This window comes from Allorhizobium sp. NPDC080224, assembly GCF_050281005.1.
In the GTDB taxonomy this organism is placed as follows: Bacteria; Pseudomonadota; Alphaproteobacteria; order Rhizobiales; family Rhizobiaceae; genus Allorhizobium.
This window is the reverse complement of sequence record NZ_JBNNWJ010000001.1, coordinates 477,616-491,627: the sequence shown is the minus strand read 5'-3', so window position 1 is coordinate 491,627 and position 14,012 is coordinate 477,616. Positions and strand designations below refer to the sequence as shown.

Annotated in this window: 11 protein-coding genes and 1 tRNA gene; 3 read left to right on the top strand and 9 right to left on the bottom strand. The window is 62.1% G+C overall.

Annotated elements, in window-relative coordinates:
- Positions 1–3: 3 nt before the first annotated feature.
- The 5 genes from ACQKP1_RS02410 to ACQKP1_RS02390 all read right to left on the bottom strand — a co-directional run bounded on the left by ACQKP1_RS02410 (position 4) and on the right by ACQKP1_RS02390 (position 4,157).
- Positions 4–477 carry a UPF0262 family protein gene (locus ACQKP1_RS02410; RefSeq protein WP_054149036.1) on the bottom strand — a complete coding sequence of 158 codons (474 nt, stop codon included), beginning with the start codon at positions 475–477 and terminating at the stop codon, positions 4–6.
- A 3-nt stretch (positions 478–480) separates the two neighbouring features.
- The gene (gene hisD, locus ACQKP1_RS02405; RefSeq protein ID WP_427274058.1) at positions 481–1,779 is read right to left on the bottom strand and encodes a histidinol dehydrogenase; all 1,299 of its coding nucleotides are present in this window, start codon (positions 1,777–1,779) and stop codon (positions 481–483) included.
- A 67-nt stretch (positions 1,780–1,846) separates the two neighbouring features.
- A complete protein-coding gene (locus ACQKP1_RS02400; protein WP_427274057.1) occupies positions 1,847–2,284 on the bottom strand; it encodes a DUF2948 family protein in 438 nt (145 codons plus the stop codon).
- Between the two features lie 139 nt (positions 2,285–2,423).
- Positions 2,424–3,716, bottom strand: coding sequence for a UDP-N-acetylglucosamine 1-carboxyvinyltransferase (murA, locus tag ACQKP1_RS02395; protein WP_203019476.1), 1,293 nt, complete (start codon positions 3,714–3,716; stop codon positions 2,424–2,426).
- Between the two features lie 126 nt (positions 3,717–3,842).
- Positions 3,843–4,157, bottom strand: a complete 315-nt coding sequence (locus ACQKP1_RS02390) for a hypothetical protein (protein ID WP_427274056.1) — start codon at positions 4,155–4,157, stop codon at positions 3,843–3,845.
- Between the two features lie 154 nt (positions 4,158–4,311).
- Here ACQKP1_RS02390 and ACQKP1_RS02385 point away from each other — a divergent pair.
- Positions 4,312–4,386 (top strand) — tRNA-Thr (locus tag ACQKP1_RS02385).
- Between the two features lie 99 nt (positions 4,387–4,485).
- On the opposite strand, the gene ACQKP1_RS02380 is transcribed toward ACQKP1_RS02385, so the two are convergent.
- Positions 4,486–5,697: a serine hydrolase domain-containing protein gene (locus ACQKP1_RS02380; protein WP_427274055.1), complete on the bottom strand. Its 1,212-nt coding sequence runs from the start codon at positions 5,695–5,697 to the stop codon at positions 4,486–4,488.
- A gap of 46 nt (positions 5,698–5,743) precedes the next feature.
- Between ACQKP1_RS02380 and ACQKP1_RS02375 the strand changes: the two genes are divergently transcribed.
- Positions 5,744–6,706 carry a helix-turn-helix domain-containing protein gene (locus ACQKP1_RS02375; RefSeq protein ID WP_427274054.1) on the top strand — a complete coding sequence of 321 codons (963 nt, stop codon included), beginning with the start codon at positions 5,744–5,746 and terminating at the stop codon, positions 6,704–6,706.
- On the opposite strand, the gene ACQKP1_RS02370 is transcribed toward ACQKP1_RS02375, so the two are convergent.
- The gene (locus tag ACQKP1_RS02370) at positions 6,693–7,601 is read right to left on the bottom strand and encodes a LysR substrate-binding domain-containing protein (RefSeq protein WP_427274053.1); all 909 of its coding nucleotides are present in this window, start codon (positions 7,599–7,601) and stop codon (positions 6,693–6,695) included. The two genes, ACQKP1_RS02375 and ACQKP1_RS02370, sit on opposite strands and share 14 nt — an antisense overlap.
- 252 nt (positions 7,602–7,853) lie before the next feature.
- Here ACQKP1_RS02370 and katG point away from each other — a divergent pair, with 252 nt between their 5' ends.
- On the top strand, positions 7,854–10,031 hold the full coding sequence (gene katG / locus ACQKP1_RS02365; RefSeq protein WP_427274052.1) for a catalase/peroxidase HPI: 2,178 nt from the start codon (positions 7,854–7,856) through the stop codon (positions 10,029–10,031).
- Between the two features lie 87 nt (positions 10,032–10,118).
- Here the strand turns inward: katG and ACQKP1_RS02360 are convergent, their stop codons facing one another.
- Together ACQKP1_RS02360 and rbbA are read right to left on the bottom strand one after the other, a co-directional pair.
- Positions 10,119–11,231 (bottom strand): ABC transporter permease, encoded by a 1,113-nt coding sequence (locus ACQKP1_RS02360; RefSeq protein ID WP_427274051.1) that lies wholly within the window; start codon positions 11,229–11,231, stop codon positions 10,119–10,121.
- A gap of 3 nt (positions 11,232–11,234) precedes the next feature.
- A complete protein-coding gene (gene rbbA, locus ACQKP1_RS02355) occupies positions 11,235–14,012 on the bottom strand; it encodes a ribosome-associated ATPase/putative transporter RbbA (RefSeq protein ID WP_427274050.1) in 2,778 nt (925 codons plus the stop codon).

The window sequence follows — 14,012 nt, the reverse complement described above, 5'->3', positions numbered from 1 at the left end:
CGCCTAGCCCCGCCAATAGAGCACGCAGACCAGAGTGAAGAGACGCCGCGCAGTATCGAAGTCGATCTTGATCTTGCCCGAGAGCCTGTCCATCAGCGTCTGGGAGCCATCATTGTGGATGCCACGGCGGCCCATGTCGATCGCTTCGATCTGCGACGGCGTCGAGGAGCGGATCGCCTCGTAATAGCTTTCGCAAATCATGAAGTAGTCCTTGATGATCCGCTGCAAGGGCGTCAGCGACAGGATGTGCACGGCGACGTCCTCGCCGGCCTCCGTCTTGATCGAGAAGACGAGCTTGCGATCCATCAACGACAGGAAGAGGTGATAGGGACCGCCAGGATGGCCGGCGGGCTCGAACGAGTTTTCCTCGATCAAGTCGAAGATGGCAACCGCCCGCTCATGCTCGACATCAGGGGTCGAGCGCCCGATGGTCTCGTCCAGCACGACATCTGAGAGCCGGAAGTCGCCCGCCGCCATGTGCTAGTCCCCGAGATTGAGCCGGATGGAAACGGAACGCGCATGGGCCTCAAGCCCCTCCGATTTTGCCAGCGCAATTGCAGCCGGCGCAAGCTTGCGCAGCTGCTCCGGCCCGAGCCGCAGGATCGAGGTGCGCTTGACGTAGTCCAGCACCCCCAGCCCCGAGGAGAAGCGTGCGGATCGCGCCGTCGGCAGAACGTGGTTGGAACCACCGACATAGTCACCAATCACTTCGGGGGTGTGACGTCCGACAAAGATCGCGCCGGCATTGCGAATGCCCGATATCAGCGGCTCCGGATTATCAACGGCCAGTTCCAGATGTTCGGCTGCAATCCGGTTGGCGAGCGGAATGGAATCTTCCAGTTTCTCGACCTTGATGATCGCACCGAAGTCACGCCAGCTGGCAGACGCCGTCTCGGCGCGCGGAAGCGACTTGAGTTGACGCTCGACAGCGGCTTCGACCGCTTCGCCCAGCGCGCGGTCATCGGTGATGACAATCGACTGTGCGCCCGGATCGTGCTCGGCCTGGGCCAGCAGGTCGGCGGCCAGCCAGTCCGGATCATTGTCCTTGTCGGCGATGATCAAGACTTCGGATGGGCCGGCAATCATGTCGATGCCAACGGTGCCGAAGACCTGGCGCTTGGCAGCGGCGACATAGGCATTGCCCGGGCCGACGATCTTGGCGACGGGGGCGATCGTCTCGGTGCCATAGGCGAGTGCTGCAACGGCCTGAGCGCCGCCGATGCGGTAAATCTCGGTGACGCCGGCAATACTGGCCGCCGCGAGAACCGTCGGGTTGATGGCGCCACCGGTGGCCGGCACGACCATCACGACACGGGGAACGCCTGCCACCTTGGCCGGCAATGCATTCATCAGCACCGAGCTCGGATAGCTCGCGGTGCCGCCGGGCACATAAAGGCCGACGGCATCGATCGCCGTCCAGCGCGAGCCGAGGCCCACCCCAATTGCGTCCTCGTAGATGTCGTCTTTCGGCATCTGCCGGGCGTGATGGCGTTCGATGCGTTCGGCAGCAAGCTTCAGCGCGTCGATCAATTCCGGAGCGGTGGAGGCTAGTGCGTCTGCAATTTCTTCTTCCGTTACCCGCATGGAGACGGTCGAAAAATCCACGCCATCGAAACGCTTGGAATAGTCGGCAAGGGCCGCGTCGCCGCGCGCGCGCACATCGTCGATGATCTTGCGCACGACATCGTTGACGTCGTCGGAAACTTCACGCTTGGTCGTCAGGAAGGCCGCAAAACGCGCCTCAAAATCTCCCGATGCCTGATCCAGCCAGATTGCCACGCCCCGTATTTCCCTCTCAAGCATTTCAATTTAGATGACGCCGCGACGATCACGTCGATGCGCCGCCTCAGCCGGCCTCGTGTTCCGGACGAGCCGTCGTTTCCCAGGCGCCGCCGATATCGGCAAGCTGGGCCTCGATGCATTCCACTTCCAGCGCGATCGTGCCGCCACCGGCCAATACGAGCTCGACGACGCCCTCTGGCCCCTCGCCCTTGGGAACATACCGGATCGCGAGCAAGGACATGACCTCATCCGCCTTGCCGCGATCGAAGCCGATCGAGCGCACAGCTTCGACGCGCTTCAAGCTCAAGGCCGCACGACGGCGCTCGAAGCTCTTGGTTGCGCGCGCCGCCTTTTCCCAGACGAAACGGTTGGCCGCCAGCGAAAACAGACCCGAGCAAGCCGAAAAACTGAGATCGCCGACCTTGAAGACGGCATCCTGCATATGGGCCGAGATGATCGCGAGATCATCATTGTCGAGCGCCAGAAGCTTCAAGTCCGTCATGTCACCTCACCGTGCCGCCCGACGACGGCCTTCCTGTCGAATTTCATGTTTTCGACATAGGTTGCGGCTTGTCCAGTGGCAACGGGGCAAAAAGACTTTTCGCCCCGTATCGCTCAGAAAGAGATGACCCCCGGCAGGGTCAGTCGCTGATGCGCTCGACAATGGCGCCGCAGCGGGTGAGCTTTTCTTCCAGCCGCTCGAAGCCACGATCAAGGTGATAGACGCGGGAAACCATGGTTTCACCTTCGGCGGCCAGGCCGGCAATGACCAGCGACACCGAGGCGCGCAGATCGGTTGCCATGACCGGTGCGCCGCGCAGGCGCGAAACGCCCTCGATGCGCGCCGTCTGGCCCGACAGCGTGATCTTGGCGCCAAGGCGGGCCAGTTCCTGCACATGCATGAAGCGATTTTCGAAGATCGTTTCGGTGACATGCGAGACGCCATTGGCGCGGGTCATCAGACCCATGAACTGCGCCTGAAGGTCGGTCGGGAAACCGGGGAAGGGTTCGGTGACGATATCGACCGGGCGGATCGCGTCACCATGGCCGATGACGCGGATGCCGCCCTCGACGGCCGAAACTTCAGCGCCGGCGCGGCGGATCGCTTCAATTGCGGTGTCGAGCAAGCCAAGCTCGGTGCCCGCGAGCGTCACGTCACCGCCGGTCATGGCGACCGCCATGGCATAGGTGCCGGTCTCGATGCGGTCGGGCAACACGCGATGACGGGCGCCAGAGAGGCTCGGCACGCCTTCGATGGTGATGGTGGAGGTGCCGGCGCCCGAGATCTTGGCACCCATGGCGATCAGGCAGTTGGCGAGGTCGACGACTTCGGGCTCGCGGGCGGCATTGCCGATCACGGTCGTGCCGCGGGCAAGCGAAGCGGCCATCAGCATGACATGGGTCGCGCCGACCGAGACCTTGGGGAATGTGTAGCGGGCGCCGATCAGGCCGCCCTTCGGCGCCTTGGCATTGATGTAGCCGCCGTCGATTTCCATCTCGGCGCCGAGGGCTGTCAGCCCCTCGATGAAGAGATCGACCGGACGCGTGCCGATAGCGCAGCCGCCGGGCAGCGAAACGCGCGCCTGGCCTTCACGGGCAAGCAGCGGACCGATGACCCAGAAGCTGGCACGCATCTTGGAGACCAGCTCATAAGGCGCCGTGGTATCGGCCACCGTGCGGCAGGTGAAATGCACCGTGCGCGAATAGGAACCGTCCTGATGTTCGCGGCGACCATTGACGGCGATATCGACGCCGTGATTGCCGAGAATGCGGATCAGGCCTTCGACGTCTGCCAGATGCGGCACGTTTTCCAGCGTCAGCGTATCGGAGGTCAAGAGCGACGCGATCATCAGGGGAAGCGCTGCGTTCTTGGCGCCCGAGATCGGGATGATCCCGTTCAACGCATTGCCACCAACAATCCTGATGCGATCCATGAGAGCCTGCGATACGGGCGAGAAATGCCCGCCTTTCCTGAAGAAGGTGTGAGGGGAAGCCAATCCGGCGAGGCTGGCTCTTTAGACGAAAACCACGAGCGGTTCAATTGACGCCGCAACGCTCGGTTAATCACCGGGTTTGGACGAATTTGCGGCAGGATCGGATTTGTCCGCCTCCGCTTCCGCATGCCCGGCCTCGCGGCCCATATCCTGCGATGCGGCGCGCGCAGCCGGCAGACCGACGCCATCCTCAGCCTCACCGGCCCGGCGCGCACGCGACTGCTGCTTGCGGCGGGCGAGATTTTCTCTGAGCTTTGCGGCCGCCCGCTCACGGCGGCGCGCCTCTGCGTCGGACAGCGCACGTTTTCCACGATCGGCAAGCCGGGCCGCCTCGATGACGTCCTCGTCCGCTCCGCCCTTGTTTTCCAGGTCATTCGTCATCAGTGCGTGATAACCGATCGAAGAAAAATCGCAAAGGCCCTTCACATCCCGTCACAAAACTTGGCCGCCCGAACGCTTTATGGCTTGCGCACCCCAAAACTCTGTGGCAATAGGCGCCTCGTTCCGGGCGGCACACAATCTCCGCCCGCCAGATGCTGCTATAGCTCAGGGGTAGAGCACTCCCTTGGTAAGGGAGAGGCCGAGAGTTCAAATCTCTCTAGCAGCACCATTCCATCCCCTTGGATTTTCTGTATTTCTTTCAATCGCTCCCGGCCGCCGATTGATGGCGACGACCGGGCTGATGGCGTTGTTGGTGCGTCGGCTTTGACTAGTTCTTCGCGAGCGTTTCTGTGATGCGCTTGAAGAAATCCAGATTCTCGCGCTCGTAGCCGAGCGGGCTCGCGGGGGCTGCGAGCTTCACGATCACCACGTTGGTCGACCGATCGACATAGGTGTACTGGTTGTAGAGGCCGACGGCGGAATAGGCGTCTGAGCCGCTGATCGTCCACCACTGGTAGCCATAACCATAACCAACCTCAGGATCGACCACGGCGGAATCGGCGGGGGCAACGGTCGAGGCTTCGACCCAGTCTTGCGGGACGACCTGCGTTTCCCCGACCTTGCCGTTTTCCAGCATCATCAGGCCAAAGCGACCGTAATCGCGAAGGGTGGCATTGAAGCCGGCACCATAGAACTCCCGACCAACCGCTTCCGAACCATCGAGCACGTAGAATGCTGGGGCTTCCATGCCAGCCGGTTTCCAGATCTTTTCGCTCATGTAGTCCGCCCCTTTCATGCCGGTCGCGGCCTCCAGAACGCAGCCGAGAATGGACGTATCAAGGGTCGAGTAGTTGAAGGTGCTTCCCTGTTCGTTCAGCGGCTTGGACTCATTTCGCGCATAGTCGCACCAGCGATACTTGTATCCGACCAGTGAGTTGTCATGGACCTTGGTGAGCTGGGTCTCGCTGCCGAACTCGTAGATCTCCTTCCAGTCTATCCCGGAGCGCATGCGGAGAAGATTGAGGATCGTGACATCCGCATAAGCCGTGCCCTTCCAGTCGGGCAGGTAATCGACGACCTTGTCATCGACGCTCTTGATTTTGCCTTCGGAAATCGCGATGCCGATCATGGTCGCCAGCATGGACTTGGCCATGGAAAAGGACATGAAGCGGGTCTGCTCACCGCTGGTGTTGCGGTAGATCTCCTTGACGATCTTCCCATCCTTGATGACCAGCAGCGCGTTTGTCGCGGTCTCTTCGAGGAAGGCATCGAGCCCCTGCTCCTTGCCTTCGAAGACGAAGCTGTTGCCGATGTCACGCTCCTCACGCGGCAATTCTCTCTTGGTCTCCCCTGCTGCCACAGGCCGCGTGGCGAAAAGCTGATCCATGTGCTGGAAAGTCAGGTAGTTCAGTTCCGGCATGAGCATGGCGGCTCGACCGTTGATCATCGTCGGCGTCTCCCAGCGCGACGGTTCAGCAGCAATGGCTGTTGTTGAGATTGACAGCGCGAGGCCGACAGAACAGGCTAGTTTCGATTTCATGAGAACTCCTCCTTTGTTCGCAAGACATACAAAATAGGTGAAGCGCATGGGGCACTCTATCCAGGTCCATCAAGGGGATACGCTCAATTATTGGGCAGGAGCTGCGTGGTCCTATCGGAGCCAGGAGTTCGCCGACGTGACCGAGCAGGCCGGCGCCGTCGGAGGATGGCAGATCGCCAGCAAGCAGTTGGGGCGGGGTCGATATGCGGCGCTCTCGGAAACGCTGTCGATCGGACAGGTCACGATCACGCGCGACCGCATCAATCTTCCGATCGGACAGGAAACGATCAGCCCCGGAGGGCGTGTGTCGCTGTTCTTCCCGCTCCGATCCGAAGGAGGTTGGCGCGTCGATGGCCGGTGTGAGACGGACGCCGTCATAGCCATGCGGCAAGGACTGACCCATTTGCTCGTTGCGCCCGGCAGTGGCAGCGAACTCCTACATGTGGAAATGCCAGCCGCGTTGCTCGCTCTCGATACGAAAGAATCCGTCATCCAGTCGAGACGGCTGCGGCCCGAGGATGAATTTCTGCGCGACTGGCTTCTTTGCCTACTCGGTCAGGCGCGAACTGGTGGTGGACTCGACGGATCAGCCGCAGCTGCGCTGGAGGAAGTTCTCCTCATGCGCCTTTCAAGCTGTGCCGGGGCCTTTGCACCGGCGCCAAGCCAGAAGATCAGTCGGTCTGCGGCGATCGATCTTGTCAGCCAACTGGAACGCGCGCTCCTTAAAGAGGACGACATCCCCGAGACCTTCGGAGCGCTCTGCGAACGCTGGTCCCTGGCACAGAGCGAAGTGGCAGCAGCAACGCTCGCCGCATTCGGGCAAGCCCCTGATCGATGGTACCGGATGGCGCGGCTGAACGGCGTTCACCGTGATCTCCGAGCGCGGTCTCGTGGCCTGACCGTGACACGGGCTGCCACGCGCTGGGGCTTTTTTCACCTCGGGCGCTTTTCGGGTGACTATGCCGCCTTCTTCGGCCGCCACCCGCGGGAAACGCTCAAGGCAAACTGACGCCGAAATCGGCGGCGGCCTTGCGCACCACCTCGGCCACTTCCATCAACTGCTTGGCGATCGGGCTCGTCCTGCGCCAGATCATGCCGATCGTGCGTGAGGGTTGGGGGTCGGCGAAGCGGGCGATCGAGACGTCGGCGGAGCGGGTTTCGACCGGCATGGCGATTTCCGGGATCAGCGTCACGCCGATGCCGGCGCCTACCATCTGGACGAGGGTCGAGAGCGAGCTGCCATCCAGGATCTCGCGGGGGCGCACCGCGCCGATGTCACAGAATGAGAGCGCCTGCTCCCGGAAGCAGTGTCCTTCCTCCAAAAGCAGAAGCCGCATTTCGCGCAGCATCTCGCGGTCCGGCACCGGCTTTTCAGCATCCTCCCTTGGGCGAACCAGAACGAAGTTTTCCTCGAAGAGTGGCGTTTCGGTCATGGCCGGCTCCGAGACCGGCAGCGCCACGATCGCCGTATCCAGCCGTCCTTCGGCCAGTTCCTGCAAAAGCTTCGGCGTCACCGTTTCGCGCACGTGAATGTCGAGATCGGCGTTTTCGCGGGTGAGCGCCGAGATCATGCCCGGCAGAAGATAAGGCGCGACCGTCGGGATGACGCCGATACGCAGGCGTCCGACGAGGTGCTTGCGATGGGCGCGGGCAAGATCGCCCAACTCGTCGACCGACCTCAGGATGTCGCGCACGCGCAGGAGAAACTCCTCCCCGAAGGCGGAGAGACGAAGCTGGCGGGCGGCACGCTCGAAGAGTTCGGCGCCGAGCGCCTCCTCGAGATCCTTGATCTGGACCGAGAGTGCCGGCTGAGAGATCGCGCAGTCTTCGGCAGCGCGCCCGAAATGGCCGTGACGGGCCAGCGCCTCGAAATAGCGGAGCTGGCGAAGGGTGAAATTGATCATAATCTTTTCCTATGGAACTGATCACAATTTCCAAATTACATTAATCGAAATGGTTTGCTAGAACAATTCCAGATGACGTCGTCGGGTCGCCTTTAAGGGGGCGATCCTTTAGCCTGTGACCATACGGATCCGGGCGGCGGCGGGTCAGGCGGGATGTCCCGCCGACAGTTCATCGGCTTGTGATGCTGACATGCTCTTCAAGGCGCGTCAGCGATCCGATCCTGGACAAGCGGGTACTTCAAGGAGGCAAACATGGATACCATGAGCAACAAAAACGCCGGCAAATGTCCGGTGATGCATGGCTCGAACACCGAAAGCGGCGCAAACGTCATGGCCTGGTGGCCAAATGCGCTGAACCTCGACATCCTGCACCAGCACGACACCAAGACCGACCCGATGGGCAAGGGCTTCGATTACCGTGAAGCCGTCAAGCAGCTCGACGTCGCCGCATTGAAGGCGGACATGAAGGCCCTGCTGCGGGACAGCCAGGAGTGGTGGCCAGCCGACTGGGGCCACTATGGCGGCCTGATGATCCGTCTCGCCTGGCACTCTGCCGGCTCCTATCGTCTGGCCGACGGCCGCGGCGGCGGCGGCACGGGCAATATCCGTTTTGCTCCGCTCAATTCCTGGCCTGATAATGCCAGCCTCGACAAGGCGCGTCGTCTGCTCTGGCCGCTGAAGAAGAAATACGGCAACAAGATCTCCTGGGCCGACCTGATCCTCTTCGCCGGTACCGTCGCCTATGAAGACATGGGTCTGAAGACCTTCGGCTTCGCCTTCGGCCGTCCCGACATCTGGGGTCCGGAAAAGGACGTCTACTGGGGCGCGGAAAAGCAGTGGCTTGCGCCCTCCGACAGCCGCTACGACGACGTGACCAAGCCTGATACGATGGAAAACCCCCTTGCCGCCGTGCAGATGGGTCTCATCTACGTCAACCCGGAAGGCGTGAACGGCAAGCCGGATCCGATGGCGACTGCCGCTCAGGTCCGTGAAACCTTCGCCCGCATGGCGATGAACGACGAAGAAACCGCAGCGCTGACCGCCGGTGGCCACACCGTCGGCAAGGCACACGGCAATGGCGATGCCCAGGCACTCGGCGTCGAGCCGGAAGCCGGCGACCTGGAAAACCAGGGCTTCGGCTGGATGAACCCGAACCAGAACGGCAAGGCGAGCCTGGCTGTCACCTCGGGCATCGAAGGCGCATGGACGGCCAACCCGACCGTCTTCGACATGGGCTATTTCGAACTTCTGTTCGGCTATGACTGGGAACTGACGCACAGCCCCGCCGGTGCCCAGCAGTGGCAGCCGATCGGCATCAAGGAAGAGCACATGCCGGTGGACGCCACCGATCCGTCGATCCGTCGCATGCCGATGATGACCGATGCCGACATGGCGATGAAGGTCGACCCGGCCTACCGTGCGATCTGCGAGAAGTTCATGGCGGACCCGGCCTACTTCCAAGACACGTTCGCCCGCGCCTGGTTCAAGCTGACCCACCGCGACCTCGGTCCGAGGGTTCGTTACATCGGTCCGGAAGCTCCGACCGAAGACCTGATCTGGCAGGACCCAATCCCGGCTGGCGCCAAGAACTACGATGTCGGCGCCGTCAAGGCGAAGATCGCAGCTTCCGGTCTGTCGATCGCAGAACTGGTTGCTACGGCCTGGGACAGCGCCCGGACCTACCGCCAGTCCGACATGCGCGGCGGTGCGAACGGTGCCCGCATTCGTCTGGCGCCGCAGCGTGACTGGGAAGGCAACGAGCCGGCCCGTCTGGGCAAGGTACTCTCGGTGCTCGAACTGATCGCCGAGGAATTCGGCGCCAGTGTCGCCGACGTCATCGTGCTCGCCGGCAATGTCGGCATCGAGAAGGCGGCCAAGGCTGCCGGTTACGACGTGACCGTGCCGTTTGCCGCTGGTCGTGGCGACGCGACTGCCGAGCAGACGGATGCCGCAAGCTTCGCCCCGCTCGAGCCGTTGGCCGATGGCTTCCGCAACTGGACGAAGAAGGACTATGTCGTCAGCCCCGAAGAGATGCTGCTCGACCGCGCCCAGCTCATGGGTCTGACGGGCGCTGAAATGACGGTGCTGCTCGGTGGTCTGCGCGTGCTCGGCACAAACTATGGCGGCACCAAGCATGGCGTATTCACCACCCGCGAAGGTCAGCTGACGAACGACTTCTTCGTCAACCTGACCGACATGGGCTTCACCTGGAAGCCGACGGGCAAGAACTCCTACGACATCTGCGACCGCAAGACCGGTGAGAAGAAGTTCACCGCGACCCGCGCCGATCTCGTCTTCGGCTCGAACTCGGTCCTGCGTGCCTATGCGGAAGTCTACGCTCAGGACGACAACCAGGAGAAGTTCGTGAAGGACTTCGTGGCTGCCTGGGTCAAGGTGATGAACGCCGATCGCTTCGATCTCGAAGCCTGAAAGCTACGGCAACGAGCCTCGTGCCCCGAGGCTCGGAACCGCTAGAAGAAGCCGGAGATGCAGCCGCCTCTCCGGCTTTTTGCTGTTTTAGCGCAGGAAGGCGCGAAAGCGGCGCAGGGACAGGACGAAGAACACGGCCGAGATCGCGAGCAGCGCCAGGATCTGCGGCCAGACGACATCGAGCCCGGCATCCCTGAAGAGAACCGCCTGGGCCATGATGACGAAGTGCGTGTTGGGTGCCGCCGACATGATCCACTGGATCACCTCGGGCATGCTTTCACGGGGCGTCATGCCGCCCGACAGGATCTGCAACGGCAGAAGAACCAGCATCAGCAACAAACCGAACTGCGGCATCGACCCGGCGACCGTGGCGAGGAAGATGCCCATGGATGTCGCGGCAACCAGTTGTAGCGCTGCCCCGATGAGGAAAAGGGTCATGGAGCCCTGAAGTGGCACGTTTAGCGCGCCTTGCACGACGACGAAGAGCGAAAACATCGTCGCCAGCAGCACGACCAGGCCCATCGACCAGATCTTGCTCAGCATGATTTCCGCAGGCGTGACCGGCATGACGAGGAGATGTTCGATCGTGCCGTGCTCCCTCTCCCGGATCAGAGCCGCCCCGGTCAGGATGATCGACAGCATGGTGACAGCGGAAATGACTTCATTGATCGATCCGAACCAGCCTTTGTCGAGCTCGGGATTGAAGCGTGCCCGGAGCGACAGACCGACGCTCGCCTGATCCGCTGGGTCTCCCCGGCTGAGGAAATCCGTCACCTCGCGCGTGACGATTTCCTGAATGTACCTGCCGCCGGAAAAGGCCTGGGTCATTTGGGTCGCATCTACATTGAGCTGAATCTGCGGACTGCGGCCGGCCAGAAGATCGCGCTGAAAACCGGGCGGGATATCGAGTACGAAGGTGTCGAGGCCGGCATTCATGCGGGGATCGATGTCAGCTGGTGTGATCATCTGCGGGGCTAAGAAATAAGGCGGGTAGAGCGCGCTTTCGATGCGCAACGAGACTTGCGACCGGTCCTCATCGACAATGGCGACCGCCGCCTTGTTCAGCGTCTCGGGCTCGGCGGTGGCGGCCGTGTAAATGTTCAGGGTGAAGGCATAGACGATCAGGAGCAGCAGGGCCGGGTCGCGGGCGAGACCGCGGAGTTCCTTGATGCCGAGCTCGAGAATGTTGGCCAGCCGCATGGGTCACACCGCCTGCTTTTTCAGGAGGAAGGTCCCTGCGACGAGAAGGAGCGGACCGATGATTGCGAGCGCCAGCAGTTGAGGCTCAAGATCGGCGAAGGTCAGCCCCTTGGAGAAGACACCGCGCGAGATGGTGACAAAATGGCTCGCAGGATAGATCTGCCCGATCAGGGCGCCTGCCCCTTGCAGAGCGGAGACGGGCGACAGCATGCCGGAAAATTGGACGGCCGGGATGATCGTGATCAGCGTGGTGCCGAAGATCGCGGAGATCTGGCTCTTCATGAAGCTCGACAGGAGGAGACCGAGCGCGGTTGCGGCAAAGACGTAGAGCAAGGCTCCCAGCGCCAGAACCGCAAAGCTTCCCGTGAGAGGCACCTGGAAGCCGAAGATGGCGAAGGCCGTTAGGGTGAGGAAGTTCAGGAAAGCGATACCGATATACGGCAGTTGCTTGCCAAGCAAAAATTCGAGACGCGTCACCGGCGTGACGTAGAAATTGATGATCGAGCCGAGTTCCTTTTCACGCACCACGCTCAACACCGACAGCATGGCCGGGATAAGCATCAGCAGGAGCGGGATGACCGCCGGGACCATCGAGACAAGGCTTTCCACATTCGGATTGTAGCGATAGCGCAATTCGATCTCGAAAGGCGCCAGAGTGGCCTTGTCGCCGTAAAGTTCGCGGGCCTTGCGGGCGAGCCAGCTTGCATGCATGCCCTGGACATAACCCGAGACGGTTTCGGCCCGAGCCGGCATCGCTCCGTCGATCCAGGCACCCACGTCGACAGTGCGATTGCCGCGGGCAAGATCGCGGCCGAAGCCGGGCGGGATCTCGATCGCGAGGCTGATGTCGCCGGCGCGCATGCGGCGATCGAGCTCCTGGTAGTCGGTCAGCGGCGGCCGCTCGATGAAGTATCGGGAACCGGCGATCTCCGCGATATATTCCCGGCTCAAGACCGTGTCGTCGCGGTCGAGAGCCGCGAAGGTCAGGTTCTCGACATCGAGATTGATGCCATAGCCGATGACGAACATCAGAATGAGGCTGCCGAGCATGGCAAGCGTCGCTCGAATGGGGTCACGGACAAGCTCCAACGCTTCGCGACGGCTGAAAGCGAGCAGCCGACGGCGATCAAGAAGCGGGCGATGACCTTTCACTTCCGTCGATGGCGCGGGCGCTGAGATTGCAGCGTCTTCAACCTCGCCAGAGCGAAAAGTGGGCACGACTTCTTCGCCGATCGCCTGTTCCAGATGATGGATGAAGGCCTGCTCCAGGTTTTCGGCGCCACAGCTTGAAACGATTGCCTCGGGCCTATCGGTGACCAGAACCTTGCCGGCATGCATCAGCGAGATCCTGTCGCACAGTGCCGCCTCGTTCATGAAATGGGTCGAGACGAAGATGGTCACGCTGTCGCGCCGGGAGAGGTCGGCCAGCAGAGCCCAAAAGCCGTCACGCGCCACCGGATCCACACCCGATGTGGGTTCGTCGAGGATCAGGATGTCGGGACGGTGGATCAAGGCGACGGCGAGCGACAGCCTCTGGCGCATCCCGAGCGGCAGAGCATCGGGCAGTTCTTCCAGCGTCTCGACCAAGCCAAATCGGTTCGCCAGTTCCTCCAGCCGCGGCCCAATTTCGGCATCCGCCATCCCGAAGAGACGGCCATGCAATTCGAGGTTCTGCCGAAGCGTCAGCTCGCCGTACAGCGAGAAGGCCTGGCTCATATAGCCGACGCGGCGCCGGATCGCGATGTCCTTGGGATCGACGGGATGGCCGAAGACCTCCGCCCTGCCCTCGGTCGCGGCCAGCAGCCCCGTCAGCATTTTCATCGTCGTCGTCTTGCCGCAGCCGTTCGAGCCGAGAAAACCGAAGATCTCGCCGCGCGGGATCTCGAAACTGACATCATCGACGGCGGTGAAATCACCGAAGCGCATGGTCAGATGATCCGCACGGATCGCGATGTCGCCGCCATCCGCCTCAGACCGTTTCGCAATCCGCAGCGGTTCGTTTCGACCGCGCTTCTCCTGAGGCAGCAAGGCGACGAAGGCAGCATCGAGTGTCGTGGTTGCCGTTCTCTTCCGCAACTCGTCCGGTGTCCCCGTATCCAGTATGCGCCCGCCGTCCATGGCGACCAGCCAGTCGAAGCGCTCGGCCTCTTCCATGTAGGCGGTCGCCACGATGACGCTCATGCCGGGACGGTCGGCCCTGATGCCGTCGATCAGTTCCCAGAACTGCCGGCGTGATAAAGGGTCGACGCCGGTCGTCGGTTCATCAAGGATCAGAAGATCGGGATCGTGAATAAGGGCGCAGCAGAGACCGAGCTTCTGTTTCATGCCGCCCGATAACTTCCCTGCCGGACGATCAGCGAAGGGCGTCAGGCCGGTGGCGTGCAAGAGGCCGGCAATGCGTCGCTCGCGCTCGCGGCGGTCCTGGCCGAACAGGCGGCCGAAAAATTCGACATTTTCGAAGACCGAAAGCGTCGGATAAAGGTTCTTGCCCAGTCCTTGCGGCATATAGGCGATGCGCGGGCAGGATTTGCGTCGGTGCGAGGCACGCGCCATGTCGCCTCCGAAGGCCTCGACCCGACCTGTCTGGATCCTGCGGGCGCCGGAGATGAGCGACAGGAGGCTCGACTTGCCGACACCGTCAGGGCCGATCAAACCAACCATACGGCCTGCCGGCACATCCAGCGAGACATCGTTCAGCGCCAGCGTCTTGCCGTAGGCGAGGCTCACCCCTTCAAGGCGCACGACAGGATCGTCCGATCGAGTTTGCGCCACACCGTTCAT

Coding starts and splice junctions, on each gene's coding strand:
- ACQKP1_RS02410 (WP_054149036.1), bottom strand. CDS start 477: ATGGCGGCGGGCGACTTCCGGCTCTCAGATGTCGTGCTGGACGAGACC.
- ACQKP1_RS02400 (WP_427274057.1), bottom strand. CDS start 2,284: ATGACGGACTTGAAGCTTCTGGCGCTCGACAATGATGATCTCGCGATC.
- murA (WP_203019476.1), bottom strand. CDS start 3,716: ATGGATCGCATCAGGATTGTTGGTGGCAATGCGTTGAACGGGATCATC.
- ACQKP1_RS02390 (WP_427274056.1), bottom strand. CDS start 4,157: ATGACGAATGACCTGGAAAACAAGGGCGGAGCGGACGAGGACGTCATC.
- ACQKP1_RS02380 (WP_427274055.1), bottom strand. CDS start 5,697: ATGAAATCGAAACTAGCCTGTTCTGTCGGCCTCGCGCTGTCAATCTCA.
- ACQKP1_RS02375 (WP_427274054.1), top strand. CDS start 5,744: ATGGGGCACTCTATCCAGGTCCATCAAGGGGATACGCTCAATTATTGG.
- ACQKP1_RS02370 (WP_427274053.1), bottom strand. CDS start 7,601: ATGATCAATTTCACCCTTCGCCAGCTCCGCTATTTCGAGGCGCTGGCC.
- katG (WP_427274052.1), top strand. CDS start 7,854: ATGGATACCATGAGCAACAAAAACGCCGGCAAATGTCCGGTGATGCAT.
- ACQKP1_RS02360 (WP_427274051.1), bottom strand. CDS start 11,231: ATGCGGCTGGCCAACATTCTCGAGCTCGGCATCAAGGAACTCCGCGGT.
- rbbA (WP_427274050.1), bottom strand. CDS start 14,012: ATGAACGGTGTGGCGCAAACTCGATCGGACGATCCTGTCGTGCGCCTT.